Source organism: Pseudomonas sp. CFBP 13719 (assembly GCF_014842095.1).
GTDB lineage: Bacteria > Pseudomonadota > Gammaproteobacteria > Pseudomonadales > Pseudomonadaceae > Aquipseudomonas.
Genome location: NZ_JACYVB010000001.1, coordinates 1 through 26,466, shown reverse-complemented (window position 1 = coordinate 26,466; position 26,466 = coordinate 1). Strand labels below are relative to the sequence as shown.

Annotated in this window: 27 protein-coding genes and 1 pseudogene; 9 read left to right on the top strand and 19 right to left on the bottom strand. The window is 63.8% G+C overall.

Annotated elements, in window-relative coordinates:
* The first annotated feature begins 41 nt into the window (after positions 1 to 41).
* The gene (locus tag IFT57_RS00130; protein WP_122796752.1) at positions 42 to 743 is read left to right on the top strand and encodes a response regulator transcription factor; all 702 of its coding nucleotides are present in this window, start codon (positions 42 to 44) and stop codon (positions 741 to 743) included.
* A gap of 30 nt (positions 744 to 773) precedes the next feature.
* Here the strand turns inward: IFT57_RS00130 and IFT57_RS00125 are convergent, their stop codons facing one another.
* Positions 774 to 1,664 (bottom strand): dihydrodipicolinate synthase family protein, encoded by an 891-nt coding sequence (locus tag IFT57_RS00125; RefSeq protein WP_192149726.1) that lies wholly within the window; start codon positions 1,662 to 1,664, stop codon positions 774 to 776.
* A gap of 109 nt (positions 1,665 to 1,773) precedes the next feature.
* Here IFT57_RS00125 and IFT57_RS00120 point away from each other — a divergent pair, with 109 nt between their 5' ends.
* The 3 genes and pseudogenes from IFT57_RS00120 (at position 1,774) to IFT57_RS27175 (ending at position 4,176) form a co-directional block, all read left to right on the top strand.
* Positions 1,774 to 2,409 carry a LysE family translocator gene (locus IFT57_RS00120; protein WP_192149724.1) on the top strand — a complete coding sequence of 212 codons (636 nt, stop codon included), beginning with the start codon at positions 1,774 to 1,776 and terminating at the stop codon, positions 2,407 to 2,409.
* Between the two features lie 129 nt (positions 2,410 to 2,538).
* A pseudogene (locus IFT57_RS27180) lies at positions 2,539 to 3,321 on the top strand (MCP four helix bundle domain-containing protein); the annotation flags it as partial.
* Complete coding sequence (locus IFT57_RS27175) at positions 3,313 to 4,176, top strand: methyl-accepting chemotaxis protein (protein WP_446731181.1); 864 nt, start codon at positions 3,313 to 3,315, stop codon at positions 4,174 to 4,176. The pseudogene IFT57_RS27180 and the gene IFT57_RS27175, both read left to right, overlap by 9 nt.
* 33 nt (positions 4,177 to 4,209) lie before the next feature.
* Here IFT57_RS27175 and tspO read toward each other — a convergent pair whose 3' ends face one another.
* Positions 4,210 to 4,650 carry a tryptophan-rich sensory protein TspO gene (gene tspO / locus IFT57_RS00110; RefSeq protein ID WP_122712873.1) on the bottom strand — a complete coding sequence of 147 codons (441 nt, stop codon included), beginning with the start codon at positions 4,648 to 4,650 and terminating at the stop codon, positions 4,210 to 4,212.
* A 285-nt stretch (positions 4,651 to 4,935) separates the two neighbouring features.
* Here tspO and cynS point away from each other — a divergent pair, with 285 nt between their 5' ends.
* A complete protein-coding gene (gene cynS / locus IFT57_RS00105) occupies positions 4,936 to 5,403 on the top strand; it encodes a cyanase (protein ID WP_192149720.1) in 468 nt (155 codons plus the stop codon).
* Between the two features lie 10 nt (positions 5,404 to 5,413).
* Positions 5,414 to 5,887: a nuclear transport factor 2 family protein gene (locus IFT57_RS00100; RefSeq protein ID WP_192149718.1), complete on the top strand. Its 474-nt coding sequence runs from the start codon at positions 5,414 to 5,416 to the stop codon at positions 5,885 to 5,887.
* A gap of 34 nt (positions 5,888 to 5,921) precedes the next feature.
* Here the strand turns inward: IFT57_RS00100 and abaF are convergent, their stop codons facing one another.
* From abaF to IFT57_RS00025, 15 genes are all read right to left on the bottom strand, one after another.
* Entirely contained in the window at positions 5,922 to 7,298 is a 1,377-nt protein-coding gene (abaF, locus tag IFT57_RS00095; RefSeq protein WP_192149716.1) for a fosfomycin efflux MFS transporter AbaF, read from the bottom strand.
* Positions 7,299 to 7,367: 69 nt separating this feature from the next.
* Positions 7,368 to 8,285 carry a dihydrodipicolinate synthase family protein gene (locus IFT57_RS00090; RefSeq protein ID WP_122478602.1) on the bottom strand — a complete coding sequence of 306 codons (918 nt, stop codon included), beginning with the start codon at positions 8,283 to 8,285 and terminating at the stop codon, positions 7,368 to 7,370.
* A gap of 126 nt (positions 8,286 to 8,411) precedes the next feature.
* On the bottom strand, positions 8,412 to 9,134 hold the full coding sequence (locus IFT57_RS00085) for an amino acid ABC transporter ATP-binding protein (RefSeq protein ID WP_122796744.1): 723 nt from the start codon (positions 9,132 to 9,134) through the stop codon (positions 8,412 to 8,414).
* Positions 9,127 to 9,777, bottom strand: a complete 651-nt coding sequence (locus tag IFT57_RS00080) for an amino acid ABC transporter permease (RefSeq protein WP_192149714.1) — start codon at positions 9,775 to 9,777, stop codon at positions 9,127 to 9,129. The genes IFT57_RS00085 and IFT57_RS00080 overlap by 8 nt, the downstream gene beginning before the upstream one ends.
* A 10-nt stretch (positions 9,778 to 9,787) precedes the next feature.
* Complete coding sequence (locus IFT57_RS00075; RefSeq protein WP_122712866.1) at positions 9,788 to 10,468, bottom strand: amino acid ABC transporter permease; 681 nt, start codon at positions 10,466 to 10,468, stop codon at positions 9,788 to 9,790.
* Positions 10,461 to 12,230, bottom strand: coding sequence for a cis-3-hydroxy-L-proline dehydratase (lhpI, locus tag IFT57_RS00070; protein ID WP_192149712.1), 1,770 nt, complete (start codon positions 12,228 to 12,230; stop codon positions 10,461 to 10,463). Before lhpI ends, IFT57_RS00075 begins: the two co-directional genes overlap by 8 nt.
* Positions 12,231 to 12,240: 10 nt before the next feature.
* The gene (locus IFT57_RS00065) at positions 12,241 to 13,059 is read right to left on the bottom strand and encodes an ABC transporter substrate-binding protein (RefSeq protein ID WP_122712864.1); all 819 of its coding nucleotides are present in this window, start codon (positions 13,057 to 13,059) and stop codon (positions 12,241 to 12,243) included.
* Between the two features lie 225 nt (positions 13,060 to 13,284).
* On the bottom strand, positions 13,285 to 14,034 hold the full coding sequence (locus IFT57_RS00060; protein ID WP_192149710.1) for an AraC family transcriptional regulator: 750 nt from the start codon (positions 14,032 to 14,034) through the stop codon (positions 13,285 to 13,287).
* Positions 14,035 to 14,121: 87 nt separating this feature from the next.
* Positions 14,122 to 15,378: an NAD(P)/FAD-dependent oxidoreductase gene (locus IFT57_RS00055; protein WP_192149708.1), complete on the bottom strand. Its 1,257-nt coding sequence runs from the start codon at positions 15,376 to 15,378 to the stop codon at positions 14,122 to 14,124.
* Positions 15,375 to 15,611, bottom strand: a complete 237-nt coding sequence (locus tag IFT57_RS00050; RefSeq protein WP_192047320.1) for a (2Fe-2S)-binding protein — start codon at positions 15,609 to 15,611, stop codon at positions 15,375 to 15,377. The genes IFT57_RS00055 and IFT57_RS00050 overlap by 4 nt, the downstream gene beginning before the upstream one ends.
* The gene (locus tag IFT57_RS00045; protein ID WP_192149706.1) at positions 15,604 to 16,719 is read right to left on the bottom strand and encodes an FAD-dependent oxidoreductase; all 1,116 of its coding nucleotides are present in this window, start codon (positions 16,717 to 16,719) and stop codon (positions 15,604 to 15,606) included. Before IFT57_RS00045 ends, IFT57_RS00050 begins: the two co-directional genes overlap by 8 nt.
* Positions 16,716 to 17,660, bottom strand: coding sequence for a 4-hydroxyproline epimerase (locus IFT57_RS00040; protein WP_192149704.1), 945 nt, complete (start codon positions 17,658 to 17,660; stop codon positions 16,716 to 16,718). The genes IFT57_RS00045 and IFT57_RS00040 overlap by 4 nt, the downstream gene beginning before the upstream one ends.
* Before the next feature lie 109 nt (positions 17,661 to 17,769).
* The gene (locus IFT57_RS00035; protein ID WP_122796736.1) at positions 17,770 to 18,441 is read right to left on the bottom strand and encodes an FCD domain-containing protein; all 672 of its coding nucleotides are present in this window, start codon (positions 18,439 to 18,441) and stop codon (positions 17,770 to 17,772) included.
* A 74-nt stretch (positions 18,442 to 18,515) separates the two neighbouring features.
* Positions 18,516 to 20,063 (bottom strand): PepSY-associated TM helix domain-containing protein, encoded by a 1,548-nt coding sequence (locus IFT57_RS00030; RefSeq protein WP_274605174.1) that lies wholly within the window; start codon positions 20,061 to 20,063, stop codon positions 18,516 to 18,518.
* 58 nt (positions 20,064 to 20,121) lie between these two features.
* Complete coding sequence (locus tag IFT57_RS00025; protein WP_192149702.1) at positions 20,122 to 22,578, bottom strand: TonB-dependent siderophore receptor; 2,457 nt, start codon at positions 22,576 to 22,578, stop codon at positions 20,122 to 20,124.
* Positions 22,579 to 22,763: 185 nt separating this feature from the next.
* On the opposite strand from IFT57_RS00025, the gene IFT57_RS00020 reads away from it, so the two are divergent.
* Complete coding sequence (locus tag IFT57_RS00020) at positions 22,764 to 23,282, top strand: sigma-70 family RNA polymerase sigma factor (protein ID WP_122796734.1); 519 nt, start codon at positions 22,764 to 22,766, stop codon at positions 23,280 to 23,282.
* A gap of 48 nt (positions 23,283 to 23,330) precedes the next feature.
* Positions 23,331 to 24,284 (top strand): FecR family protein, encoded by a 954-nt coding sequence (locus IFT57_RS00015; RefSeq protein WP_192149700.1) that lies wholly within the window; start codon positions 23,331 to 23,333, stop codon positions 24,282 to 24,284.
* Positions 24,285 to 24,388: 104 nt separating this feature from the next.
* On the opposite strand, the gene IFT57_RS00010 is transcribed toward IFT57_RS00015, so the two are convergent.
* Together IFT57_RS00010 and IFT57_RS00005 are read right to left on the bottom strand one after the other, a co-directional pair.
* Positions 24,389 to 24,652, bottom strand: a complete 264-nt coding sequence (locus IFT57_RS00010; protein ID WP_192047565.1) for a hypothetical protein — start codon at positions 24,650 to 24,652, stop codon at positions 24,389 to 24,391.
* Positions 24,653 to 24,803: 151 nt separating this feature from the next.
* Entirely contained in the window at positions 24,804 to 26,030 is a 1,227-nt protein-coding gene (locus IFT57_RS00005) for an MFS transporter (protein ID WP_192149698.1), read from the bottom strand.
* A 104-nt stretch (positions 26,031 to 26,134) separates the two neighbouring features.
* On the opposite strand from IFT57_RS00005, the gene IFT57_RS26870 reads away from it, so the two are divergent.
* Positions 26,135 to 26,466 (top strand): hypothetical protein (locus tag IFT57_RS26870; RefSeq protein WP_207106056.1); only part of this gene is annotated, 332 nt, incomplete at its 3' end.

Genomic DNA, 26,466 nt, shown 5'->3' with positions numbered 1-26,466 from the left:
CGTTCGGTCGTGCTCGAACCCGTTATAACGAAGAGAATCCCATGCGCATACTGGTCATCGAAGATCACGCCGATATCCTTGCCAACATCTCCGAGTATTTCACGCTCAAGGGCTGTGAAGTTACCGGGGCGCTGGATGGCGTGACCGGGCTGCACCTGGCGATGACCGGCAACTTCGACGCCATCATTCTCGATGTGATGCTGCCCGGCATGGACGGCAATCGGGTCTGTCACAAGCTGCGCTCGGTCTCCAGGCAGAACACGCCCATCCTGATGCTCACTGCCCGTGACGAATTGGAAGACCGCTTGACCGGTTTCAGCGTTGGTGCCGACGACTACATCATCAAACCCTTCGCACTGTCCGAGCTGTTTGCCCGCGTCGAGACGGTGAGTCGGCGGTCGGCAGGAGTGCGGAAAAACGTGCTTCAGGTCCATGACCTGACTTTCGATCTGGATTCGCTGGAGGTGAAGCGGGCGGGCAAGCTGCTCAAACTCAACCCCACCACCCTCGTGCTGCTTGAGCTGCTGATGCGCAAAAGCCCCGCCATCGTGAAGCGTCGCGAGTTCGAACTGGCACTGTGGGGCCAGGAAACGCCCGATTCCGACAGCCTGCGAACGGGCATCTACATGTTGCGCAGAACCATCGACAAAACCTTCGATGTGCCCCTGCTGCACACCGTGCACAGCATGGGCTACAAGCTTCAGGCGCCGTCCGGTGGCGAGGCGTCGATCGACCGGTACTGACCCCGGACCGACCCTCGCAGCTCTCCAGGCTCAGGCGAGTTCTAGCGCTTTCAGCATCTGCACCAGGCGTTCTTTGGACTGCCGGTCGAGCCCCTTGAGGGGAAGAGGCAGGCAGTTGGCTGCTGCATGGCCCATGATCTCGGCTGCGGCAGCGACGACCCGGACACTGCCATATTCACGGAACATTGCCCACAGCGGTTCAAGCCCTGCCGACAGTTCGACGGCGCGGTCAGGGTGTGCACCCCTCGTTGCCTCGATGAGCGTCCGCGCAGTTCGCGGAAACAGTCCGCCCAGCACGGAGTACCACAGCTCGCACCCTGCATTGAGGCCCGTCACTGCAAAGGCATCGCCACTGATGCCGATACTGATGTGGTCAGGGATGCTTGCCCGCAGGCGTGCCACCCGGGCTGAAGCTTGCGCTGGATCGAGGTTCATGCCGGGGATCTTGATCGAGGCGACGTTGGGCAAGGCTGCAATGTGCCCGTGCAGCTCGTCCGTGAACTCGAAGTGCGTAGTGCCGGGGTTGTCGTAGACCACCAACGGCACCGAAACGTGGTTGGCGAGGGTTTCGTAGAACTCGAATACTTCATCGGCACCAAGCTTCTGGTAACTGACGGGTGGCAGCAGCAGCGCGCAGGCTCCAGCGGCCTGCGCATCATCTGCCAGCAGCAGCACATCTCGCGTAGCGACCGAGCCGATCCCGACGATAACAGGCACTTCACCGGCCACGCTGACGGCAAGCTGAGTCGCAAGGCGTCGTTCTTCCCGGTTCAGGTACGCGTAGCTTCCCGTCGAGCCCAGAACGCCAATGGAGTCGACCTTTGCCGACGACAGGTTTTCAATCAACCCGGCGAAAGCCGTTTCGTCGACGATACCGTCACGCAGCGGGGTCAAAGGGAATGCGCTCAAACCTGTGAACATGCAAGAACTCCTCAAATTTCGAACGGAACACGCACGTTTGCATCGGCGCCCGGCGTTGCTATAGGGTACTTGAGTAGATTGTTAGCGACACAACAGAATGGGGCCATCCATGTCGTTCGATATTCACCATCTGCTTTTGGTGTTCGTGACCTATATTGTCGGCGCAGCCAGCCCGGGGCCCAGCAACATGCGAATCATGAGCGTCGCGATGCACCAAGGCAGACGCCCCGCGTTGGTGCTGGCGGCAGGCGTCATCAGTGGTTCGTTCTTCTGGGGTTCCATGGCCGCTACGGGTGTCTCGGCAGTGCTCGTGCAATACGCCGGCGCGCTGTTCATTTTGAAAGTGGCAGGCGGCGCCTATCTGCTTTTTCTGGCCAGCAAGGCCTGCCGTTCCGCGCTGACTTCCAATCAACGTCTTGCCAATGAGCTGGTATCTTCACCGAAGGCATCCTGGCCGAGTCTGTATCGTCGGGGCTTGCTGATGCACCTTACCAATCCGAAGGCCCTCCTGAGCTGGATCGCTACGATGACCCTGGGCTTGGGCCCAGGCGCTACGAGCTCGACCGTGGCGATCATCCTGGCGGGTTGCGCTGTACTAAGCGTGACCATTTTTGGCGGTTATGCCGTGGTCTTCTCCACGGCCCCGATGGTGCGTGGCTATCGAAAAGCGCGCCGTTGGATCGAGGGAACCTTGGCGATGGTCTTTGCCGCAGCCGGATTGAAGCTCCTGTTTGCCCGGCCCTGATCTGCTGCAAGCCCGGCATCGTGCTCGTTTCGCTATCGTCGTGAGCCATATCCGATAGGCGCCGACCTGCCTCATGCTCAAGATTCCCCCCAGCAGGCCGATGATCGTTGTCATCAACCCCCGATCGCAATGGAATCCTGCATGATCATCCGACGCCTCAATCTCGCCCCTCGGGCGATCGCTTTCTTCTCGGCCGTAGTCGCGGTCGTGATCCTTCTGGGCAGTATCTCCATCGTTCAGATGAACAAGCTCTACCAGGCTGAGCAGGACGTGGAAACCAACTGGATGCTCGGCATTCGCGATGCGGGTCAGATGAACAGCGGGCTGCTGAGGTTGCGGCTCGAAAGCATGCGCGGTGCCACCACCACCGATGCCGCGCTTCGTGAACAGACGATCGCTGCGTTTCCGGGATATCGCCGTACTTTCCAGGAAACCATCAAGCACTACGAAAGCACCGTTGCGAGCGACGATGACCGTAAACTTTATGAATCCATACGCTCCGACGCGGCAACGTATGACCAACTGCTGGGTCAGCTCGAACCTATGCTGCGTGCTGCCGACACCACTGCGGCAACTACCCTGATCAACACGGCCATTCGCCCGCTGACCAATACCCTCGAAGGCAAGGTCAACGAACTCATGGCGCTGAACGACCGCGGTGCCACGGATGCCGGCGATGTGGCGCTGGCGACTTTCGAATCGGGACGCAACTGGGTCATCGGGCTGATGGCTGCGGCCGTGCTTGCTACCATCCTGCTCGCTGCGCTATTGATCCGCAGCATCACCCAGCCCATCAAGGAGGCCGTGCAGATTGCCCAGCGCATCGCGCGCAAGGACCTGACCGAAACGATCGTCGTGGTCGGGCAGGACGAGGCCGCCAGCATGCTCACCGCGCTGGCCCAGATGCAGGCCAACCTGCGCCAGACCATCGCGCACATTTCCGACAGTTCCAGCCAGTTGGCTGCTGCCTCGGAAGAGATGAGCGCCGTGACCGAGGAATCCAGTCGCGGTCTGGCGCGCCAGAACGACGAGGTCAATCAGGCTGCCAGCGCCGTCACCCAGATGAGCTCGGCGGTCGATGAGGTGGCGCGCAACGCAGCCGAGGCCGCCGACGCGTCGGCAACCACCCAGTCCCTGGCCAGGGACGGGCTGGGCAAGGTCGAGCAGACTCTGACGGCCATTCAGGCACTGGCAACCAACGTGGGCAGCACCAGCACGCAGGTCAAGCAACTGTCGTCACGGGCGCGCGAGATCAACACCGTCGTCGAGGTGATCCGCGCCATCGCCGAACAGACCAACCTGCTGGCATTGAACGCGGCCATCGAAGCGGCCCGCGCCGGAGAGCAGGGCCGCGGCTTCGCCGTGGTAGCGGATGAAGTGCGTGCGCTGGCTCACCGTACGCAGCAGTCGACCCAGGAAATCGAGAAGATGATCGGCTCCATGCAGACCGATTCGGTGCAGGCCGTGCAAGCCATGGAGCAGAGTCAGCAGATGGCCAGCGATTCGTCGGCCGTGGCCCAGCACGCCAGCACCTCGCTCAGCCAGATATCGGCATCGATCAACCTCATCAGCGAACGCAACACCGTGATCGCCACGGCAGCCGAGGAGCAGGCACAGGTGGCGCGGGAAATCGACCGCAACATCACCAGCATTCGCGACCTTTCGATTCAGAGCGCGGCGGGCGCCACGCAAACGGCCACCGCCAGCGGAGAAGTGTCGAGACTGGCGGTCGGTCTGACCGCACTGGTCGGGGCGTTCGCGATCTGACCGTGGCCGAGTGGGAGCGGCGCAACCTTAGCGTCAGCGATTGTTGCGCAGAATCGAGAAGTTCAGCGCCGCTGCCACGCAGAGCCAGGCCAGGTAGGGGAACAGGATCAGCCCGGTGATGACGTCCAGGCGCATTGCCAGGGCGACCATGGCGGCGGTCACCAGCCACAAGACCACGATGATCACCATCCCGGCGAGCAGGCGATGGGCGCCGAAGAATACCGGCGTCCACAGGGTGTTGAGGGCGATCTGCGCGGCCCACAGCGCCAGGACGGTCTCGCTGCCCGGCAGTTGCGTCAGTCGATAGCCCGCCCAGGCGAGCAGCAGGTAGATGACCGTCCAGGCCACGGGAAACGCCCAGTTGGGCGGGGTGAAACGCGGCTTGACCAGCGAGGCGTACCATTCGCCGGGCTTGAAGATGACACCGGTGCTGGCTGCGGCGGCGCAGGCCAGCAGAAAGATGAAGAAAACCATGATGAGTCCTTGTGCAGGGGCAGGGGGACGCTGCAATAGCGAGATGTGCTATCAAGCTGACGCCTGAACCACGGAAAAGTTTGCGCGGGCGCGCAGTGCGTTCAGCCTTCCTCCCGCTGTCCTGCCTGGCCAACCGCAGCGCTCAGGTGACCAATGGGACGTAGCGGCACCAATCGAATTCCAGCTGAAATTGTGCAAGACAGCCGTGATCATTGTGGTAGGTTTCGATGATCCCCTGCTGCCAAGCTGTTCAATCGACCCTGCGTTTCAGTCCGGAGAATCACCATGTCCCAGAGCAACGTTTCCAAGGCGCCGCGTCAGACCCTGACCGAACAAGTCCTGCAGGCCAAGGCCACGCACAATCTGACCTGGGCGGCGCTGTCCGAGGGGACCGGCCTGAGTACGGTGTATGTGACAGCCGCGCTGCTGGGCCAACACCCGCTGCCGCAGGCGGTTGCCGAAGTGGTGGCCGAGCGTCTGGGCCTCGACGCGCAAGCGGTGATTCAGTTGCAGACGATACCCTTGCGCGGCAACGCCGAAGACGTGTCCAACGACCCGACCATCTATCGCTTCCACGAAATGGTCCAGGTCTACGGCACTACCTTGAAGGCTCTGGTGCATGAGCAATTCGGCGACGGCATCATCAGCGCGATCAACTTCAAACTCGATATCAAGAAAGTCGAAGATCCAGAAGGCGGATCGCGTGCTGTGATCACCCTGGACGGCAAGTTTCTGCCCTACAAGCCTTTCTAGGACCTTCGATATGAACCAGGAAAACCGCCCACCGTTGCCGCCTTTCACCCTCGAAACCGCCATTCAGAAAGTGCGTGGCGCCGAGGATGGCTGGAACTCCCGGGACGCCGCAAAGGTGGCGTTGGCCTATACCCAAGACACCTACTGGCGCAACCGCAGCGAGTTCATCGAAGGTCGAGCCCAGGCCCAGGCGTTTCTCGAACGCAAGTGGCGCAAGGAACTGGACTACCGCCTGATCAAGGAGCTGTGGGCCTTTGCCGACAACCGCATTGCCGTGCGGTACGCCTACGAGTGGCACGACGATTCGGGCAACTGGTTTCGCTCATACGGCAACGAGAACTGGGAGTTCGCCGCCAACGGACTCATGCAACGGCGTTTCGCCTGCATCAACGACCTGCCGATTGCCGAGTCCGAGCGCAAATATCACTGGCCCTTGGGCCGTCGCCCCGACGATCACCCAGGCTTGAGTGATCTGGGGCTTTGATAACGCGTTGACGAAGGTCGTCAGCGCAACGTGCTCAGGCCAGTTTGCCGCGCGACACGCCCGTTTGTTCCGAGGCCGCCACGCGTGCGGCGGCTTCTGCATCGACCGTGCGCAACGACTTGCCACGGGTTTCCCGGGTCAGGCTGACAGCGACGATGGAGATTACCGCAGCCCCGACGAGGTACCAGGCGATCGGCGTTGAGCTGTTGTATTTGTTCAGCAGGGTGATTGCGATCAGCGGCGCCAGCGAGCCGGCGAAAATCGGCGCCACTTGATAACACAGCGACAGCGCCGTGTAGCGCACATGGGTCGGGAACATCTCGGCCATGAGTGCCGAGTAGGGCGCATAGGTCATGGATTCGATGGCCAGGCCCAGGGTGATCGCCGCCATGATCAGCCAGTTGTTGCCGGTGTCCATCATCGGAAAACCGACGAAACCCCAGAACGCCGTCAGCACCGCGCCGGTCAGGTACACCGGTTTGCGGCCGATCAGGTCGGACAGGTAGCCCATCAGCGGAATCATGAAGAAGTGCAGGAAGTGCGCGCCGAACATCAGCAGCAGAATCTGCGACGTATCTTTGTGAACGACCAGTTTCAGATAGGTGATGGAAAAGGTCACCACCGTGTAATACAGAATGTTCTCGGCAAACCGCGCGCCGATTCCTACCAACACTGAACGCCAGTGATGACGCAGTACTTCGACCACACCCAGCTGTTCGGATTGAATCAATGCCTGGCGCGCCTGGGCTTCCTTGAAGATAGGCGCATCGTCGACGCTGCTGCGAATCCAGTAGCCGATCAGTACCACGATGGCCGACAGCCAGAACGCCACGCGCCAGCCCCAGGCCAGGAACTGCTCTTCGGAGAGCCCGGTAGACAGCCCCAGCAAGGCGACGGTAGCGATCAGGTTGCCCGCCGGCACGCCCGCCTGTGGCCAACTGGCCCAGAAGCCGCGGCGGTTGTCGGGGCAGTGCTCGGACACCAGCAGGATTGCACCGCCCCATTCGCCGCCGAACGCAAAGCCCTGGATCAGCCGCAACAGCACCAGCAGCACCGGGGCCGCGTAGCCGATGGTGGCAAAACCTGGCAGGCAGCCCATCAGGAAGGTGGTGATGCCCACCACTACCAGACTCAGTTGCAGCAGGCGCTTGCGGCCGAACTTGTCGCCGTAGTGGCCAAACACCAGCCCGCCCAGTGGTCGGGCCAGAAAGCCCACTGCGTAGAGCGCGAAAGCGGCAATGATGCCGTCGATGGGGCTATCGGTCTGGCGAAAGAACAGCTGGCCGAACACCAGCGCCGAAGCCGTTCCGTACAGGAAGAATTCGTACCATTCGGCGACGGTTCCGGCCATGGCGGCCGCCACGACACGCTTGAGTCCCGCTGGGGTAGTCGCGTTGGAAGAAGTGGACATGATCAGGCTTCCTGGGGGTGGCAATGACAGGTACCCGGGCCTGGCGGAGGCGCCTGGCCCGGTCGTGATTCAAAGACCGACGTCGGGCAGGGTGGGGCGGTTGGCCAGAGCCTTGGCCATGATGCGTTCGACGAACAGGCGGTCTTCGTCGGGCAGGGCCAGGCGCGGTGGGCGAGTCAGGGCGCTGCCGCGGCCCATGATCGCTTCGCACAGCTTGATGCACTGCACCAGGTCCGCACGGGCGTCCAGGTGCAGGATCGGCATCAGCCACCGGTAGATTTCCATGGCTTCGGCAAAGCGTCCGGCCTTGGCCAGGCGGAAGATGGTTTCGCCTTCCTGCGGGAAGACGTTGGACATGCCCGACACCCAGCCCTCGGCGCCCACTGCGATGCTTTCCAGAACGACGTCGTCGAGGCCGGCGAACAGCACGAAGCGGTCGCCCACTTCATTGCGCACGTCGATGAAGCGCCGGGTGTCGCCGGAAGAGTCCTTGAAGCACACCACGTTGTCGCAGTCGGCCAGGGAAATCAGGATCTCGGCGGTGACGTCGTTCTTGTAGATGGGTGGGTTGTTGTAGACCATCAAGGGCACGTCGGCGTGCTTGGCCACGTAGCGAAAATGCTCGGCGGTTTCGAAGGGCTTGGAGCCGTAGACCAGCGCCGGCATCAGCATGACGCCGTCCACCCCGGCCTTGCGTACGGCGTTCGCAGTTTTCGCGGCAGCGACACTGGTGAATTCCGCCACCCCGCAGATGACCGGCACGCGCCCACCGGAGGCGTCGACGGCCACTTCGGTGACAGCGATCTTCTCTTCGGCGGTCAATGAGGTGTTTTCACCTACCGAGCCGCAGACCACCAGGCCTGACACGCCGTCGCGAATCACATTGGAAATCACCTGATGAGTCTTTTCCAGATTGATGGAAAAGTCATCGTTGAATTGAGTGGTGACCGCCGGGAATACGCCACTCCAGTTGATGCGCTTGCTCATTCGAGTTACTCCGTTGATTTATGGTATTTCGTATACGCTTTGGGTCGGATGTACTTTGGACAGGCTGCTGCGGTTCAAGACCATTGATGCGATCGGGCGCAATAGCGAACGACGCATCGGCGGGGCCTATTTGACTGACTTCAGGAACGCGGCCGTTTCCGGCTGCAACGGGTTGCCAATGACCTGGTCCGGGCTACCGATTTCATGCACCAGGCCGTTGCGGAAAAACGCCACGCGATCGGACACATCGCGGGCGAAACGAATCTCGTGGGTCACCAGCACCATGGTCATGCCGTCTTCGGCGAGCATGCGCATGGTGTCGAGCACTTCGCCCACCAGTTGCGGATCGAGCGCCGAGGTGGCCTCGTCGAACAGCATGTAGTCCGGTGACATGGCCAGCGCTCGGGCAATCGCCATGCGCTGTTGCTGGCCGCCCGAGAGCTTGCCGGGAAAGGTATTGAATTTGTCGCTCAGGCCGACATGGGTCAACTGCTGCACGGCCAGCGCCTCGGCCTGCTCCTTGCTCTTGCCCAGTACCTTGCGTGGCGCCAACATGACGTTTTCCAGCACGGTGAGGTGGGGAAAGGCGTTCCATTGCTGGAAGACGATGCCGATTCGCTGGCGCAGCTGATTGAGGTTGGTGCTGCTGCCGTGGACCTCGACCCCGTCGACCCGAATGCTGCCTTTCTGGATCGGCTCCAGGCCGTTGATGCACATCAGCAAGGTGGATTTTCCCGAACCCGAGCCGCCGATGATCGACACCACCTCGCCCTTGCTCACCGTCAGGCTGACGCCCTTGATGACCTCCAGTTGGCCGAAGGATTTGTGTACGTTGTCGATCTCAATCATTTTCCTGCCACCTTCTTTCCAGACGAGCGCCCAGGCGAGCGACCACCAGGCTCATGACGTAGTAGATGAGCCCGGCGATGCACAGCACCAGCAGCGGCTCCTGTATGCGCGTGACGATGGTCTGCGAGGCACGCAGCAGTTCGACGATGCCGATCCACATCACCAGCGCGGTGTCTTTCATCACGCCGAGCACCAGGTTGAGCCAGCCGGGGAAGGCGACCCGGGTGGCCATCGGCAGGACGATGTAGCGCAGGTCCTGCCAATAGCTCAGGCCGAGCGAACGGCTGGCCCGGCGCACCGACGGCGACACGGCCAGCACCCCGCTGCGGACGATCTCGGTGAAGTACGCCGCCGCGTAGACACCCAGCACGATGCAGCCGACGCTGAACGCGCTGATGTTCAATCCGACGATGCTCTTGAGCGAATTGAGCAGCACGAACTGGATCAGCAACGGCACGCTGCGAAACACGTCCAGCACCCAGGCCAGCGGCAGGCTGGCGCGCGGTGACAGGGCCCGCAGCAGGCCGCACAGCAGGCCGCCGAAGGAGCCCGCGAGGATTGCCCAGAAGGTCAGTTGCAGGGTGACCCAGGCGCCATCGAGCATGTACAGGAGGTCAGTCGCGGTGAGGCTGGTGGAAAACATGCGCCGCTCCTCAGTAGCGAAACAGACGCCAGCTCAACAGCCGGGCGAGGCCGACGATCAGCTTGGCGATCAGGTAATAAAGCACCGCGGCCATCGCGAAATATTCGAAGGTGCGGAAGGTCTTCACGTTGTAGTCCTGGGTGACCCCGGTGAGGTCGTCGTTGAGCCCGACCACCACGCCGAGGGACGTCATCAGCACCGCCCAGACCATCTGGTTGCTCAGCGGGTAGAACACCACGCGCAACAATTGCGGAACGATGATCATGCGGTAGGCCTGGAAGGCGCTCATGCCCAACGATCGCGCGGCGCGCATCTGCGTGTCCGGCACCGCCTTGAGACCGCCGCGGAAATTTTCCGCCAGGTAGCCAGCGTTGTTGAAGGTGATGCCGGCCAGCAATGCCAGCCAGGAGCTGACGTGCAGGCCCAGCGAGCCGAGGCCGAAGTACAGGATGTAGATCTGGAACAGCGACGGGGTATTGCGCGCAATCGACACCCAGCCGTCGCCGATGCCGCGCAGCGCCCGGCCGCGGAACGTCCGTTCGGAGCCTGCACGCATCACGGTCAGAAGCAGAGCAATGAGCACACCGAAAATCATCGACAGCGCCGCGGTTTCGAACGTCACCCACGCGCCTTGCAGCATGTCGGGCAGGGCGCGCCACGCAGCCCGCCATTGGAAGGTGTAGTCAAACATGCTCCGCGCCCTCCGCTGCACAGGTCGCCAGCCAGGCGGGCGGTCGAGCGCTGGTGGCGCCGCTGCACGCGCTGTCGACACAGGTGCCGAGGCTGGCGAAGTGAACGCTGCGCCCGACCAGGCCGGGCGCGTAGTGGGCGTACTTGCCCGAGTTGGTCATCAGGCTGCGCACGCCTGCGGGAATGACCGGCTCGCCCAGCATGCACCAGCAGGTGTCGGTGATCAGCGTGGCGCCGAAGGCCTCGAGCACGGCGACATGACCCGCCGCCCGTGCCTGTTCCAGCACCGCTCTACCGCAGGTGATGGCCAGTACCACGTCCGGGTGTCGGCGCAGGCCGCGGCAGAGTTCGGCCAGGCGGGCGAATTCGGTCAGGGAGAAGTGCGGGTTGCCCAGGGATACCATCCTTACCTGGTTGTCCCGCGCGCTGTTGAGCTCCATCCAACTGGCGTGCAGGTCTTGCAGGGAAATCGAGACGCGCGGCAGCGTATCCGGTGAGTCACTCGAATGCGCGAGGTTCAGGGCTTCCGGAGTGACGCCGGCGATATGAAACATCGGTGCAGCGCTGGTGGTGGCGAACGCGGCGCCGAATGCCTTGAGCTCGTCCAGACTGGGGCTGAGGTGCTGCAGACCGCTGATCAATGGAATGCGGCTGCCGCACAGGGTCCCGACGTGATAGCCGAGCAGCGGGTAGAAGCTGTCATCCAGTTCTTTCAACGCCGGTACGTCGATCAGCAGTTGGGCCCGACGTTGCTCTTGGAGATGACAGCCGATCAGCGGCGCACGGCCAGTCAATGCAATGCAGATGTCCAAGTAGTCCGGGTACTTCAGCGTGCGCGCGCCGAGCACGCTGTTGGCGTAGACCACAGCGTTGGACTCGGCCCACACCACTTGCTCGCCGAGGGCTGGCGCGCTGTCGAGCAGATAGGGCGCGCAGGTGAAACTTGCGCGCGCACCCATGGCCATGTACGCATCGCCCAAGGCGCTGGCAGGCTCGCCCAGGGCCGGGTCGATACCCAGTTCGCGCCAGCGGCGCTGGTCCACCGAGATGGCGTTAAGGGTAGTGGGCACCCGCACCCGTGCGCCCCATTGCACCAGTTGTTCGGCAAACCGCAGGCTGGCAGGGCCGGTGTAGATGCACCCGTCGATGTGCGCCTGGATGATATCGACCAGTTCCCGCGCGCCCTGGAGACGGGCCATGCGCAGGACGATCTGCATCGCCACCTGCGCCGCCTTGCCGTGGCTGCCTGCGAGCAACTCATGGTCACGGCTGTCGAGTGCAAAGCCGTCATCGAACGGCTCGGTCTGGCCTGCGCCTGGCTGCGGCTGCCAGTCGTCCGTCGGCGCCTGGCTGTAGAGACCGAGCGTTGCGCCATCCAACCGAGCCCATGCCGCGCCGCGCAGCGTATCGAAGGCTTCCTGACCGATGCACAGCACCGGCAGCGAGCGGGCGAAGAAGTGCTGTGCCACCAGCACGCCCAAGGTGAGGATTTCATCGGCTTCGGCCAGTACCAGCGCCGCCGGTGCGTGGCCGTTGCTGATCAACTCCATCATCACGCTGCTGCCGGTGCAGGACCCGCGACTGCCGGGAATCGCCAGAATGCGGCCCGCCACCCGCTGACCACTGAGCGGATGGTGGCGGTCGATCACCTCGCCACTGCTGGGGTCGACCCCGCCCCAGAAACTCAGGCCGGTGTCGGCAAACAACAGGGCGCCTTGTGCGCTGCCGTCGATCAGGCTGCGTCCACCGACGCTGCGTGGCATGGTCGTCACCTCAGTAGTAGACGTTGGGTACGGTGAGGTTGGCGGGTGCGATGTCGGTGCCGACCCATTTGACGAACAACTCGTTGTAGCGGCCGCTGCGCACTTGCTGGTTGACGAACAGGTTGAGGTAGTTGAGCAGACCGTATTCGGTGCGCTTGGCACCCAGGGAAACGTAGTCGATCACGTAGGGCGCATTGCCGGCGACCTTGAGGTTCTTGTATTTGCCGGATTTCAGAGTGGCGGCTGCCACGGTGTTGGTGACCACGGTGGCCTGGATATGGCCTTGGGCGACGGCCAGGATGGTGTCGTTCTGCGATTGATACGCACGGAAGCTGCCGCTACCCCAGCCCTTCACATCCTTTTCCAGTGCGATGGCCTCGTAGGTGCCGCTGGTGTTGCCCACTGCCTTGCCCTTGAGGTCGTCGAAGCTGTTGACGCCGGTGTCGTCGCGGGTCAGCACGACCATCTGGAAGGCGAAGTAGGGCACGCTGAGGCCCACGGTCTTGGCTCGTTCCAGGGTGTCGGAGGTGGAGGCCACGATCACGTCGGCACGGCCCGAGATGAGCGCCGGAATCCGGTCCGGAAACGGCGTCTCGATGACTTCGGCATCGACGCCCAGCACCTTCGCCAGGTCGTTGCAGTAATCGACGTCGAACCCGGCAGGCTTGTTGGCGCTGTCGCGCATGCCCATGGGCGGGAAGTCCAGTGTCACCGCACAGCGCAGCTTGCCGGAACCAATGATGTCGTCCAGCTTGTCGGCCTGGGCAGTCGCCATGAAAGAAGTACTGAGCACAGCGGTTAGGGCTACAGCGAAGGCAGGAGTTTTCATGGAGGCCTCGGAATGGAGTGAGCACTGGAATGCATCTGAGAATTTCGTATACGATATTTCAAATGCAACAGGCGTGCCTGTTTCTGTCCATGTCCGTACTGTCGTCGTAAGCCCCTGAATCAGGGCGCATTCATTCAGGATCGACGGCGGAGGAAGAGTTGGGTGTGATGCGGTGGGGTGTTACATAAGGGAGCATTGCTCCGCTGACTGCCCGCTAACGGAACATCAGCGGTGGCTTTCGCGGTACAGGCTGGGCGAAAGGTGCGTCAGCGCGCGGAACTGCCGGCTGAACGCACTGTGGTCGGTGTAGCCACAGCGCAGGGCGACCTCCGTGATGGGCAGGTCTTCCTCGCGCAGCAGGCGCGAGGCCTCTTCGAGACGCGCCTTGTGAATCAGCTGGCGCGGGGTCAGGTGGAAGATCCGCTTGCAGTGACGCTCCAGTTGCGCGACCGACAGCCCGGCAATGGCGGTCAGCTCCGCGAGGCTGACCGGGCGATGGAAATGCGCACGGATGTGCGCGTCGACCGCCGCCAGTTTCGCGAAGGCCGGGTGGCTGGACTGAGGCAACTGCAGGTCGCGGGAGATGCCGGCCAGGCCGATGATCCGACCCTGTTCATCGTGCAGGGCGATCTTGTGGGTCAGGCACCACACGGGCTGGTTGCCATAATAGAGGTGCAGCTCCAGCTGATTGGCCAATTCGCGGCCGCTACCCAGGACCTTGCGGTCCTGTTCGGTGTACAGCGAGCCGAAACGCGCCGGAAACACTTGCTCGGCGGTCAACCCCAGCAGCTGCTGACTGGTCTTGAAGCCGCAACGCTTGGCCAGGGTGGCATTGACGAAGGCATAGCGGGCGGCGTCGTCCTTGATGAAAAACACCACGTCGGTCAAGGCGTCGAGCAAGGGGGCCAAGGGTTGCAGGCTCCCCAGCAGGTTCGGTAGTTGGCACGGGCTGGCGCTGAGGAATGCGGCGAGCATGGGGTCGAGGTCCGGAAGTGACTCCCGCAGGATAGTGCTGCCGGGCTGCTGCGCAAAGCCCGAACACTGTATTCAGCAGAGCGGGGTTCAGCAGGGCGGGTGGCCGTCGAGGTGCAGCAGGGTCTCGATCCGTGTCGGGCTGAAGGGCGGTCGCGGTGCCGAGGGTTGCCAGCCGAACAGGTGCGCGGTGGCGGCGCCACACACCCGCCCCTGGCAGGCGCCCATGCCGCAGCGGGTGGCGAGTTTGGCCTCGCGCCAGTTGCAATGGGCGGCGAGCGCCGCAAACGGCACGTCTTCGCAGCGACAGACCAGAGTGTCCGGCGCGCACAGGGCGGCGAGCGCAGGATCAAGGGCAAACGCCCGGTTCAGCGCGGCGGCGAAGCCTTGCCAACGGGTGCGCTGTGGCCAAAGCCGCTGCGCCGCCGCCTGGTCGCCAGCTGCAACGTGCCCGGCGATACTGCCTTCGACCGAGGCCAGCTCGCTGCCGCCGAAGCCGGTGCATTCGCCTGCGGCAAAATGGTCCGCCAGGCTGCTCGCCTGCCAGGCATCGACGGCGATGGCCCGGTCCTGCAGCGCACAGCCCAAGGCCTCGCCCAGCTGCGTGTTGGGCACCAGGCCGAAGCCACAGGCCAGCCGGTCACAGGGCAGTTCCCTGATTCGGCCCTGCTGCATCAGTCGTACGCCTTCCAGGCGGTCGTCACCCAGAGCAGCCAGCACATGGCTGCCGGTGCGATAGGCGGGTGAAAACAGTTGCAACGCCTGCAGCCATTTATGCGGCCAGCGTGGCAGCTGCTTGGCAAATCCCGCCACGGCGCGGGTGCTGGCCTGCTCGGCGATGCGCACGACCCGTGCGCCGTGCTTCGTTGCGCTGTGGGCGCTGGCCAGCAGCAGCGGGCCGCTGCCGGCAACCACCACGCGTTCGCCCGCGACCGGCAGACCGCCCTTGATCAACGCCTGCAGGCCGCCGGCACCGGTTACGCCAGGCAGCGTCCAGCCGGGGAAGGGCAACAGCAACTCGCGGGCTCCGGTACACAGGATCAGCTTTGCATAGCCGATGATCCAGCCGCGCTCGTCGTTCTCCACCAGCAACTGATGAGGTGCAGGCCGGGCGATCACGCGGGTGGAACCCTGGATCTGCACGTTGGTACACGCCTGCAGGCGCTGGCGCAGCTGGGTGGCCTGGTTCGGCAGCGAGGCCTGCGGGCCATCGCGCCAGATCTGCCCGCCGGGCAGCGGATTGTCGTCCAGCAACACGATGCGCAGGCCGCTGGGTGCCGCTGCCAGCGCCGCATGGATGCCGGCCGGCCCGGCACCGATGATGAGAATATCGACGTGCTCGATCATGGCAGGCTCCGTACCTGCATGCCGTCGCGGCAGGACGTCTGGCACGCCAGGCGCCGCGCGCCGTCGATGGTCACACGGCATTCCTGGCAGATACCCATGCCGCACAGCGGCGCGCGCCGTTGGCCGCTGACCGAGGTGCGCGTGCAACCGTCACCGGCCATCGCCAGTGCCGCGGCGACGCTGGTGCCGACTGCGACCTGCAGCGTGCGTCCATCGACGGTCAATTCAAGCATGGCTGGACCCTCCGAGAAAACGTTGCGGCAGGTAGGGCCCTGCCGCCAGCGGCAGTGATTCGTCGAACAGTTGCGCCACCAGCAAATCGGCAGTCGCCGGCGCAGTGGTCACCCCCAGGCCTTCGTGACCCACTGCCAGCCACAGGCCCGGACGCTGGGGGTGCTCGCCTACCAGGGGCAGGCCATCCGGGCTGGCGGCGCGAAAACCGGTCCAGGCCCGAATCACGTTCAGCGTGTTCAGCGCAGGCACGTACTCTGCCGCGCGCCTGAGCATCTTGGCGAGCATCCAGCCCTCGACCTCGGGATCCGTGGTGTTGAATTGCCGCGAGGCGCCGATGAACAATTGTCCGGTCGGGCGCGGCTGGATGTTGCAGGCTGTAGACGGCCCACTGGCGTTGTGGGCGCTGGTGACATAGCCCAGTTCCACCAGCGTGTGGGTGATCTGCGCCGGGTAGCGGTCGGTGATCGCCAGATGGCCTTTCTTGGCCTGGATCGGCAGCTCGGGGCACAGCTCGCTGGCCTGGATGCCGTTGGCTAACAGCACCATGCCAGCACTGAGCCATTGGCCGTCGGCCAGACGCACACGGTTGCCGTCTACCTCGGTGACCGTGGCGCGTTGCTGGCGGATCAACGGATGGTCGAGCATCCACTGGGCGGCAGCCGGCGCATACACTATGCCGTCCCCCTTGATCAACAGACCACCCTCCAGCCCTTCGCGAAGCAACGGTTCGCGCTCGCGCAGAGCGTTGCCAGCGAGGATTTCGCAGGCCTCGCCATGCTCGCGCAACACCTGGAACTTGTGCTCGGCAACGGCCATTTCCTCAGCGTTGGCGGCCAGCCACAGGGTGCCGTTGCTGCGGTAGGCGCAACCGTTGGGCAACGACCCGGCGATGTCACGCCAGCGCTGCAGCGAATATTGGCTCAAGGCCAGTTCCGCCGCGTTGTCATCCAGCACCAGCAGGTGGCCCATGCCGGCGGCCGTGGCACCGGGCGTGCCGGCGTCCAGCACCCGTACGCTCAGCCCGCGCTGGGCCAGGGCCTGGGCGCAGGCAGCGCCGACGATGCCTGCGCCGATGACGATGGCGTCGGCCACGGCCGTGGCGTTCACAAGCGGATACCCCAGGCGAAGGGGTCGTCGGCCTGCAGGATCAGTGTGGCTTCGGCGCTGATGTAGGCCCGGCCGCGAATGGTCGGCACAACCGGCCCGTCGCTGCCGTGTTCCAGGGTTTCATAGGAACCCTCGAACTCGCTGCCGATGACGCTGGCCTGACGCCAGATCTGCCCGGGCTGCAGTTTGCCGTCGGCGGCCAGGCACGCCAGCTTGGCGCTGGTCCCGGTTCCGCAAGGCGAGCGATCGTAGGCTTTGCCGGGGCACAGCACGAAGTTGCGGCTGTCGGCCTGTTCGTCTTCGGCGAACAATTCGATGTGGTCGATCAGGCCGCCGTCTTCGCCGCGTATGCCTTGGTCCTCCAGCGCTTGCTGCACGGCGACGGTGTAAGCCGTGAGGGCGTCGAGGTTGTCACCGCTGACCGCCAGGCTATGCTCGGCGACCAGGAAAAACCAGTTGCCGCCCCAGGCGATGTCGCCGGTGACCGAACCAATGCCCGGCACCTGCAGGGCGACTTCCTTGCGGTAACGGTAGGCCGGCACATTGCGCACACTCACCGAGCCATCCTCGTGCAGCGTGGCCTGGACGGTGCCGACCGGCGTTTCGACGGCGTGTACACCCGGGCCGATCCGGCCCAGATGGGCCAGCGAGGCGATCAAGCCGATGGTGCCGTGGCCGCACATGCCGAGGTAGCCGGTGTTATTGAAGAAGATCACCCCGGCGCAGGCGTTCGGGTCTACCGGCGTGCACAGCAGTGCGCCTACCAGCACATCGCTGCCGCGTGGCTCCAGCACACAAGCGGCGCGCCAGGCGTCGTGCCGCTCGGCGAGCAATTGCTTGCGCTCGGCCATGCTGCCGGTGCCCAGCTCGGGAAAACCGTCGATCACCAGGCGGGTGGGTTCACCACCGGTGTGCGAATCGATCACTTGGATGCGGGTCATGGGGCCACTCGTCGGGTCGGTTAAGTGACCGTTAGAATGGCGCAGATAGCCCACTGCGGCTTGAGCTATTTAGCCCGTGGCAATGACGAATTCGGCACAGTGCCAAGGTTCAGCGGGCGCTTGGCAGATGCTCGAACAGCGTCTGGCAGACGCCGGCGATGTGTTCGTCGAGCAGGCGCACGGCCAGCTCCACGTTACGCTCGCGGCAGGCCTGGAGAATCTCCCGGTGTTCGTGGTCCGCGCGATCTTTGCCGGCCGACAGGCTCATCTGCATGCGCAAGTAGCGCTCCAGTTTATCGTTGACCGAACGAATCATGCTCACCAGGAACGGCCGTTGCGCGGGCTCGTAGAGGCAGGCGTGCAGCGCCCAGTTCAGCTCGGCCCAGCGGCCCACGTCGTTTTCACCGATGAACTCGCGGCAGATGCTCTCGGCGCGGGTGAAAGTCGCCTCGGTCATGTTCGGGATGGCCAGGCGCAGCACCTTGTCTTCGAGCAGCATGCGCACTTCGAACATCTGCGCCAGCTCCGACTCCGACAGGCGCGTGACCATCGCCCCGCGATTGCGCTGGAACATGACCAGCCCCTCGGCTTCGAGGCGCTTGAGCGCTTCGCGGACGGGGATCTTGCTGACATTGAACTGGCGGGCGATGTCGTCCTGACGGATCGGTTCGTCCTCGGCAAAGTGCCCGGCAACGATCGCGTCGCGCAGGTGCCGGGTGATGATCTCCGAGGTCGAGGGAGAGTTGCCGAGGTCCGGCGCGTTGAGTTTGGTCTGGGCCACGGTGCTGGGTCATTCGAGGGATTGAGCGCATATGGTATACAGTTTTGCGGCGGCTTGAACCGGCTTTGATTCGGCTAAGGTCTCAGGCCCTGCCGCTGATGGCGCCGCTGCAGTTTCATCAGCACCCCTGCCAGTACTGCGCCGCAGCCCAGCGCTACCGCTTCCACACTTGCGCGCTGCCAGTCGCCGGCGGCAGCGTAGCGCCAAAGGTTCTGCCCCGTGGTCCAGTGATTGAGCAGCGGCAGGCACAGGCACAGCAGCGCCGCCAAGCCGAGCTGTTCGGCCCATGCGCGGTTGCGCGGCCGACACAGTGCGTGCAGCAGGGTCGCCAGCCAGATCAGCAGAAAACAGCGTATCTCCCAGTTGGCCCGGTCCGGCAACTGCAGTGGCAGCAGCCGGTTGGCATAGAAGTAGGCACAGCACGCCAGGCCAATGCCCACACTGCACGCCACGTTGAGCGCTTCGATACCGTGATAGAAGCATCGGGTCGCAGCGCCGAATTCGTGTTGCCCCTTGATCCGTCGCTTGATCGAGAACAGCAGCGTGCCGGCAACCATCATCAGCGTGCCCAGCAGGCCGCTGGCGAAGTACACCCACCTCAATGCCCAACTGCCGAAATCGGCGAAATGCAGGGAACGCATCACGCCTTCGATACGTGCGCCCATGGACACGCTGTCCGGTTCAGGCAGCCTGAGTTGCAGCACGTCGCCACTGGCCGCGTCGAACAGCACGCTGGCTTGGGGCGTGAATAGATCGGACAAAGGCTGGCCGGGGTCGAGACGACCGATGACGCGCACGCTGGCGCTGGCAGTGCCAGGCTTGTCCACCAACAGCATCTGCGCCGGCTGCCCGGTCAATGCATGGGCCTGTTCAAGCAGCCGCTCCCACGCAGGTGTCAGGGTGTCGAGCGCCGCAGTGTTACGCACAACCGGAGCCTGCGGCGCCAGGTCGGAGCTGAAGCGTGCATGAGCACCGTCGTTCGAACCGTACACGGCGTGCACCGGCCACGGCATGTAACTGCTGGCAAAGATGCACAGGCCTGTGTAGGCGATCATCAATTGGAACGGCAAGGTCAGCACGGCCGCGGCGTTGTGCGCATCGAGCCAGGCCCGCGGCCCGCGGCCGGGTCGGAAGGTAAAGAAGTCGGCGAAGATACGTCGGTGAATCACTACCCCCGACACCAGTGCGACCAAAAAGCCGACGGTCAGCGCGCCGACGATCCAGAAGCCCAGCACCGGCAGTTGCAGCATGTAGTGGAACGACATGAAATGCCGGCCGCCTTCGGTCTTGCGCAGCGCCCCTTGCACCACCGGAGTACCGGTTGCAGGGTCGAGGTCGACCTGCGACGTGCCGCTTGCGTCCCGCCACAGCAGGCGTATGGCTTCGCCCGCGTGCGTTGGCAACTCCACCCGCCACAGCCGCGCGCCGGCGCCGTGTGCCAAGAGGTAGCGCTGCGCTTGCCAGGCAGCAGAACCTTGATTCACCGGCCCCCCGGCGTCGAGTGGGGCGATCGGCTGTGCCTCCATCCAACGGGTGATGGGTTCGCGGAACACGCTCAACGAGCCGGTCAGGAAGATCACGCACAGCAGCCAGCCGCAGACCAGGCCGCACCAGGTGTGCAGCCAGCCCAGGGAGCGGCGCAGGGAGCCGTTCAGCGCACCGATCCCGAAGTCGACGCGATCAGAAATCGCCTCGCAGGGTCAGCATGTAGCTGCGCGGCTCGCCGAACACGTTCGAGCGGTCGACCGCTACCGCAGTGGTGTAGTAACGCTTGTCGAACAGGTTCTCGGCGTTGAGTTGCACCTTCCAGTGCTCGTCCAGCTTCCAGGCCACGCGCGCATCCCAGATCGCATAGCCCTGGCTGCCGAAGTCCAGCCCGGTGGTCGACGAGGCCTTGTAGTAGGACTGCGCCGACACGCCGCCACCGACGGTCAGCCGGTCCCAGGCGCCGGGCGGGTTGTAGCTGGTCTGCAGGCGCAGCATGTGCTTGGGCGTCTCGTAGGCCACCTCGACGTCTTCGGTATTGTTGCGCAGCAGGTTGAAGGTGTAGCCACCGAACACCTGCCAGCCTGGCAGGATCTCGCCGCTGGCTTCCAGGTCGACGCCCTTGCTGCGCTTGATGGTGCCGTTGACGTAGCAGGTGCCCTCGGAGTCGTTGCTGGTGCAATTGGTATTGGCCAGGTCGACCAGAGCGACGTTGGTCTGCTTGATGTAGAACAGCGCCATCGACAGGTTCAGGCGATTGTCGAGCAGCGCGCCCTTGATGCCGGTCTCGTAGTTGTCGCCTTCGGAGGGTGAAAGCGGCGTGCCGCTGGTATCGACGTAATTGCCTTGGGCGTTGAAGATTTCCGCATAGCTGGCATACCACGCCCAGTCGTCGCTGATGTCGTAGATCACGCCGGCGTAGGGGGTGACCTTGCGTGTCACCTTGGACTCGTAGGGCAGGGCGGCGCCGCGCTTGATGTCGTAGTTGTAGTCGTACCAGCTGGTGCGACCACCCAGTACCAGGCTCAGCGGTTCGCTGAGGCGCAGCCGCGAGTTGGCGTACAGGCCCGCGCGCTCCTCGGTCATGTCGATGTCGGTGCTCCATGCCGGTCTGGCAGGCTTGGCGATGGCATGGTGGTCGACATTGAAGATGTTCAGTGGCCGGTTGCCCAGGCTGGCGGTGGCCTGCTGAGTGTTGGCTTCCTGGCGCGACCAGGTGCCGCCCACGGTGACGTCATGGGTCAGGCCGAAAGCATCGAAATTGCCGCTGACATGGCTGTCCACCCCGGTGCTGGTGACCTTGTCCTGGCGAAACAGTGCGGCCTGAAACACCGAGCCGGTATTGGTCACCGGGCTGATGGTGCGTCGCGCGTAGGCGATCTGTTGATCGAAGCTGCCTTCGGAAACGGTCACCGAGGTGGTGCTCGACCAGCGTTCGTTGAAGCGGTGCTCGATTTCCGCGAACGCTTCGCTCATCTCGCTTTGATGGCGGTTCCAATCCTGCACCAGGGAGGTGGAGCGGGAGATGTCCAGGGCGTTGCCGTTGCTGTAGCGCGGCAGGCCGTAGATCGAATATCCGTTGATGACGTTTTCCTGGTGGCGCAGGCTCAGGCTCACGGTGGTGTCCGTGTCGATATCGGCTTCGACGATGCCATACACCAGCGGCGTGCGGGTGTTGCGTTCATCGAGGTAGGAACCGTTGTCTTCGTAGGCCGTGACCAGTCGGCCACGCACGCTGCCGGTTTCGTTGAGCTTGCCGCTGGCGTCCAGGTCCATGCGGTAGCGGTCCCAGGAACCGGCGCTGGCCTGTACCGTCAGTCGCGGTTCGGCGGTCGGCCGTTTGCGCACCAGGTTCACCGCGCCGCCGGGCTCGCCTGCACCGACCAGCAGGCCGGCCGCGCCGCGCAGCACTTCGACCCGGTCGTAGATGGCGGTGTCGGGCCTCATCCACCCGGTGATCTGATAGCCCTGGCCGGGCACACCGTCCACCAGAAAGCTCTCCGCCAGCAACGAAAAACCGCGGGAGGTGTACACATGCCCGCCGAAGTTTCGGTACTGGAACGTGATGCCCGGGGTCTGTTCCAGCACCTTGTCCAGGCTGGTGAGCTTCTTGTCGTCCATCAGCTGACGTGTGACCACGCTGACGGTCTGCGGGGTGTCCTTGAGGCTCAGGTTCAGTTTCGCAGCGGTACTGCTGCTACCGGTGGTGTACGAACCCGTGCCGTCGGTGCTGCTGCCCAGATCGTTCATGGCATTGACGGTGGTGGCGCCCAGAGCCATGGCGGGATCGTCGCGCGCGGGCAGCTTCTGCAGCACCAGGGTGCGTGCATCGAGCATCTGCCAGCCGAAGCCGCTGCCGCGCAGCAGCGTCTCCAGGGCCTGGTCGAGGGTGTATCGGCCTTTCAAGGCCGGTGCGCGCAGGTTGGCCACATCCGAGGAGTTGAAGATCAGACGCACGTTGGCCTGGTCTGCCAGCCGCGTCAGCGCCTGATCCAGGGACTGCTCTACCGATTGCAGGTCCAGGGCAGTGGTCGCCTCTGCGCCATGCGCCAGAGGTGCAAGCGCCGGCAGGCCTGCTGTCATGGCCAGCATCAGCGCCAGGCTCAGGGTGCGACCGGTGACGGGAGTGAACAACGGGAAACGTGCCTGCATCTGAAAAACGTCCGTAAGCCAATGGTGGCGGAATGCCCGAGAATCATGCTTCTCACTCCAACGACGAACGAAGTGACCCGACCTTGCCGTCCAGACTGAAAATATTTTCATTATCATCCGCGTTTCTGATGATAACTGTTCTCAGCTGGGATAGGATGCGCGCCTCAACCGCCGGGGCCGTGCGCATGTCCGTGTCACCCAACTCCAACCCTCTGCTGATGGTCTTTCAGGAGCACTACGCCGACCTGTTGGCCTTTCTGGCACGGCGCCTGGGGAATGTGGAGAAGGCGGCCGACGTGGCGCAGGACACCTACGTGCGCCTGGCTGGCCTGAACGACACAGCGCAGATTCTCGAGCCCCGCGCCTTCGTGTTCCGCGTGGCCGGCAACCTGGCCATCGACCGCCTGCGCCAGGAACGGCGCTATTGTTCGCTGCAGGTCGATGAGCCCGACGAGGAACCCTGCGATCCCATGGCCTCGCCGGAACGCTCCTTTCTCGCCGCCGAAGCCATCGAGCAGCTCGACAAGGCCCTGCAGTGCCTGCCCAGCAATGCCCGCCTGGCGTTGCTGCTCAGTCGCCTCGAAGGCCTCACCCACGCACAGATCGCCACGCGCCTCGGGGTGTCGGAAAGTTCGGTGGGCAAGTACATGGTGCACGCCATGCGGCACTGCCGCGATTGGCTTCGTCAGTCGGAGTGCCTTTAGAATGCAAGGTACTGACGCCTATGCGGCGGCGCCCGCGAGCCGAACACCATGAACGAGCCCATCAAGCCAAGCGCTTCTGCCATCGACCTGGAAGATCAGGCCATCGAGCATTGGGTGCACCTGACATCGGGCCGAGCCAGCGAGGCGGACCACCGCGCCTTCGCCCGCTGGCGCCGACGCAGCGCGGAGCATGAGGCAGCGGCACGCCTGGCCGAGCGGATGTGGCAGGCACTTCCCCAGACGCGCTCCGCGCAGAGCTTCGTCGTACCCGCCAGTGTCGCGCGCAGGCCGCTGCGCTGGGCAGCGCTGGCAACGGGAGTGGGCGCCCTGGCACTGACCGGGTTGAGCGAGCCGGCCAAGGTGTATTTTGCCGACTATGCCACGCCGGTCGGCGAGCGCCGGGCACTGACCCTCGAAGACGGCAGCCAGGTCTGGTTGAACAGCGGCTCGGCGCTGTCGGTTCACTATTCCTCCACGCGGCGCGAGATCAGCCTGATCAAGGGTGAAGCGCTGTTCCAGGTGAGCAAGGACGCTTCGCGACCGTTCGTGGTACAGGCCTCGGGCGGTAGCGTACAGGCGGTGGGCACGCGCTTCGACGTCGATCGTCAGGGTGAACAGGTGCGTGTAGGTGTGACGGAGGGCGAAGTGAAGGTTTCGTCTGGCGGGGCTGTGGTACCCCTGAAGGCAGCCCAGCGTCTTGAATACGCTGCCGGAGCAGCACCCTCGGCGACTGGCGCCCTGGACCTGGGTACCGCGTCGGCCTGGCAGCGCGGCAAGTTGATCTTCAACCGTCAGCCGTTGGCCGAGGTGTTTGCGGACATTGAACGCTATCTGCCCGGTTCGCTGGTGATCGCCGGCAGGCTGCCGAGTACCGCAGTGAGTGGCGTGTTCAACCTCGACGACATTCCCGGCATGCTCGATGTGCTCGCGCGTACCCAGCCGGTGCGGATCTATCGGATGCCTTGGTTGACCTTGGTGGTAGTGAATCAGACGCGTGCATGAGCCTGGCATAAAGCCTTGGCTATCGAGGAAAGTGACATTTCGGGGGGAACAGCGGTATCAAGGGGTAGGACGCTAGGGCGCGAGGCCCTAGCAGACAACGGATATCACTTTTTCTTCTTCGCAGGCTTTTCTGCTTTTTCGATCTTGTCCGACTTCTTGGCCTTTTCCGGCTTGCTGTCGGCTTTCTTGGCAGTTTTCTTCGGCTCGGCGTCTTTCTTCTTGTCTTTTTTCTCCTTGTCGGAGGACTTCGAAAGCGCGGAGGCTGCGGCAGATTTCTTTTCCGGTGACGACTTTTTGTCCTTCATTTCCTTGCTGGCTTTCGAAGCATCGCTTTTGGTTTTCTTCTCGTCTTTAGCCACGTTGACCACCTCTGGGGAAAGTGCCGATATTGACACAGTGCCTGTGGGAATATTCACAAGCTGATCATTAGGTGAATGGCTGCAAAAGCAGTTCAACTTTTTTTTTGCGCGGTCCGCTTCTGCGCCGACGACCTGCTGGCAACCGTCGGCGCAGCCAGCTTCAGGCGGGTTGAGCCACCACGTTGTTGCTGACATTGCGGCCCAACACCAACACCGTGGCGAACCCTGCGCCGACCAGGGCCGTGGCCAGGCTCAACAACACCGAACTCCCCAACTGATCGACGATCTGCCCGCCGAAGAACGAACCCAGGGCGATGATCACCTGGAACAGCGCAACGAACAGCGGCATGCCACGCTCCACATCCTTGGGCGCGACCACGAACATCCAGATGCTGGCGCACGCCGGGAAGGCGCCGAAAGCGAAGCCCCACAGGGCTATCAGCATGGCAGCCCCGGTGATACCGGTGGCGAAATGGGGGAACAGGGCGGTGCTGGTGCCGATCATCAGCGCCACCAGCAACAGCGTGTTGCGCACGCTGCGGTTGGCGGCGAAGCCGGCGAATACATTGCCCAGCACGCCGGCCATGCCGTAGAGCAGCAACAGCGAGCCGATCGTGGATCCATCGAAGCCGGCGCTCTGCTTGAAGAACGGCGCCACGTAGGTGTACGCGGCGAAGTGCGCCAGGCCGATCAGCAATACGGCGATCAAGCCAACCCGTGCCTGCGCATTGGTGAACAGCGCAGGCAGGTCCTTGACGCGAATGGCTCGGTCCGGGTACAGCGGCGGCAACAGGAAGATCTGCGCCAGCAGCACCGGCACGCCCACCAGCGCGGTGACCAGGAAGGTCATGCGCCAGCCCATCAGGCCACTGAGCCAGGTGCCGACGGGTACGCCCAGTACCGTGGCCAGGGTCACACCCATCATGATGATCGACGTTGCCTTGGCGACGCCGACGCCCTTGGGCGCCAGTCGACCGCTCAAGGCGATTGCGGTGGCCCAGAAGCCGCCGATGCTGACCCCCAGCAACACGCGGCCGATCAGCAGGACGTTGAAGTCGCTGGCGAAGGCCACGATGGTGTTGGCGATGATCATGATCAGCGTCAGACCGGTCAGCAGGTAGCGACGGTCCATCGCACCGATGCCCACCGACAGCAATGGCGCCGCAAGGGCGGCCATGATTCCGGGCAGGGTGACCATCAGGCCGGCACGACCGGCAGTGATGCCCAGGTCGCTGGCAACATCGTTGAGCACGCCTACGGGCAGGAATTCACTGGTCACCAGAGCGAAGGCGCCGACGGCGACCGACAAAATCGCCAGCCACTGTTGCTTGACGCTTTGCGGGGTACGTTCGGAAAGGCCGGGGGCGGCCGAGTGAGGGGTGGGCATGGGCATCGGTTCCAAAGGGGCGTGTCGCCTGAGTGCAGGCGTGAAGAGCGGGGAATTGGCGGCGATTATAGGGGAGGGTTGCCGCAGCCTGGGAGGCGCGGCGCTTGATAGTGATCATCAGTGAGATCAATGCGCCGCTCCCCCTTGTGGGAGCGGGTCTCTGCCCGCGAAGGGCGCACCGCGATCTGCCTGATTCACCGCAGCGCCTTTTCGCGGCCACGGACCGCTCCTACGATGGCCTGGCGTATTTCTCCCCCGTAGGAGCGGTCATCGGCCGCGAAGGGCGCACCGCGGTCTACCTGATGCACCGCAGCGCCTTTTCGCGGCCACGGACCGCTCCTACGATGGCCTGGCGTATTTCTTCTCCCGTAGGAGCGGTCACCGGCCGCGAAGGGCGCACCGCGGTCTGCCTGATGCACCGCGGCGCCTTTTTCGC

Excerpts from the sequence above, each read along its gene's own strand:
- IFT57_RS00130 (WP_122796752.1), top strand. The coding sequence starts at position 42 with ATGCGCATACTGGTCATCGAAGATCACGCCGATATCCTTGCCAACATC.
- IFT57_RS00125 (WP_192149726.1), bottom strand. The coding sequence starts at position 1,664 with ATGTTCACAGGTTTGAGCGCATTCCCTTTGACCCCGCTGCGTGACGGT.
- IFT57_RS00120 (WP_192149724.1), top strand. The coding sequence starts at position 1,774 with ATGTCGTTCGATATTCACCATCTGCTTTTGGTGTTCGTGACCTATATT.
- IFT57_RS27175 (WP_446731181.1), top strand. The coding sequence starts at position 3,313 with ATGCAGGCCAACCTGCGCCAGACCATCGCGCACATTTCCGACAGTTCC.
- tspO (WP_122712873.1), bottom strand. The coding sequence starts at position 4,650 with ATGGTTTTCTTCATCTTTCTGCTGGCCTGCGCCGCCGCAGCCAGCACC.
- cynS (WP_192149720.1), top strand. The coding sequence starts at position 4,936 with ATGTCCCAGAGCAACGTTTCCAAGGCGCCGCGTCAGACCCTGACCGAA.
- IFT57_RS00100 (WP_192149718.1), top strand. The coding sequence starts at position 5,414 with ATGAACCAGGAAAACCGCCCACCGTTGCCGCCTTTCACCCTCGAAACC.
- abaF (WP_192149716.1), bottom strand. The coding sequence starts at position 7,298 with ATGTCCACTTCTTCCAACGCGACTACCCCAGCGGGACTCAAGCGTGTC.
- IFT57_RS00090 (WP_122478602.1), bottom strand. The coding sequence starts at position 8,285 with ATGAGCAAGCGCATCAACTGGAGTGGCGTATTCCCGGCGGTCACCACT.
- IFT57_RS00085 (WP_122796744.1), bottom strand. The coding sequence starts at position 9,134 with ATGATTGAGATCGACAACGTACACAAATCCTTCGGCCAACTGGAGGTC.
- IFT57_RS00080 (WP_192149714.1), bottom strand. The coding sequence starts at position 9,777 with ATGTTTTCCACCAGCCTCACCGCGACTGACCTCCTGTACATGCTCGAT.
- IFT57_RS00075 (WP_122712866.1), bottom strand. The coding sequence starts at position 10,468 with ATGTTTGACTACACCTTCCAATGGCGGGCTGCGTGGCGCGCCCTGCCC.
- lhpI (WP_192149712.1), bottom strand. The coding sequence starts at position 12,230 with ATGCCACGCAGCGTCGGTGGACGCAGCCTGATCGACGGCAGCGCACAA.
- IFT57_RS00065 (WP_122712864.1), bottom strand. The coding sequence starts at position 13,059 with ATGAAAACTCCTGCCTTCGCTGTAGCCCTAACCGCTGTGCTCAGTACT.
- IFT57_RS00060 (WP_192149710.1), bottom strand. The coding sequence starts at position 14,034 with ATGCTCGCCGCATTCCTCAGCGCCAGCCCGTGCCAACTACCGAACCTG.
- IFT57_RS00055 (WP_192149708.1), bottom strand. The coding sequence starts at position 15,378 with ATGATCGAGCACGTCGATATTCTCATCATCGGTGCCGGGCCGGCCGGC.
- IFT57_RS00050 (WP_192047320.1), bottom strand. The coding sequence starts at position 15,611 with ATGCTTGAATTGACCGTCGATGGACGCACGCTGCAGGTCGCAGTCGGC.
- IFT57_RS00040 (WP_192149704.1), bottom strand. The coding sequence starts at position 17,660 with ATGACCCGCATCCAAGTGATCGATTCGCACACCGGTGGTGAACCCACC.
- IFT57_RS00025 (WP_192149702.1), bottom strand. The coding sequence starts at position 22,578 with ATGCAGGCACGTTTCCCGTTGTTCACTCCCGTCACCGGTCGCACCCTG.
- IFT57_RS00020 (WP_122796734.1), top strand. The coding sequence starts at position 22,764 with ATGTCCGTGTCACCCAACTCCAACCCTCTGCTGATGGTCTTTCAGGAG.
- IFT57_RS00015 (WP_192149700.1), top strand. The coding sequence starts at position 23,331 with ATGAACGAGCCCATCAAGCCAAGCGCTTCTGCCATCGACCTGGAAGAT.
- IFT57_RS00005 (WP_192149698.1), bottom strand. The coding sequence starts at position 26,030 with ATGCCCACCCCTCACTCGGCCGCCCCCGGCCTTTCCGAACGTACCCCG.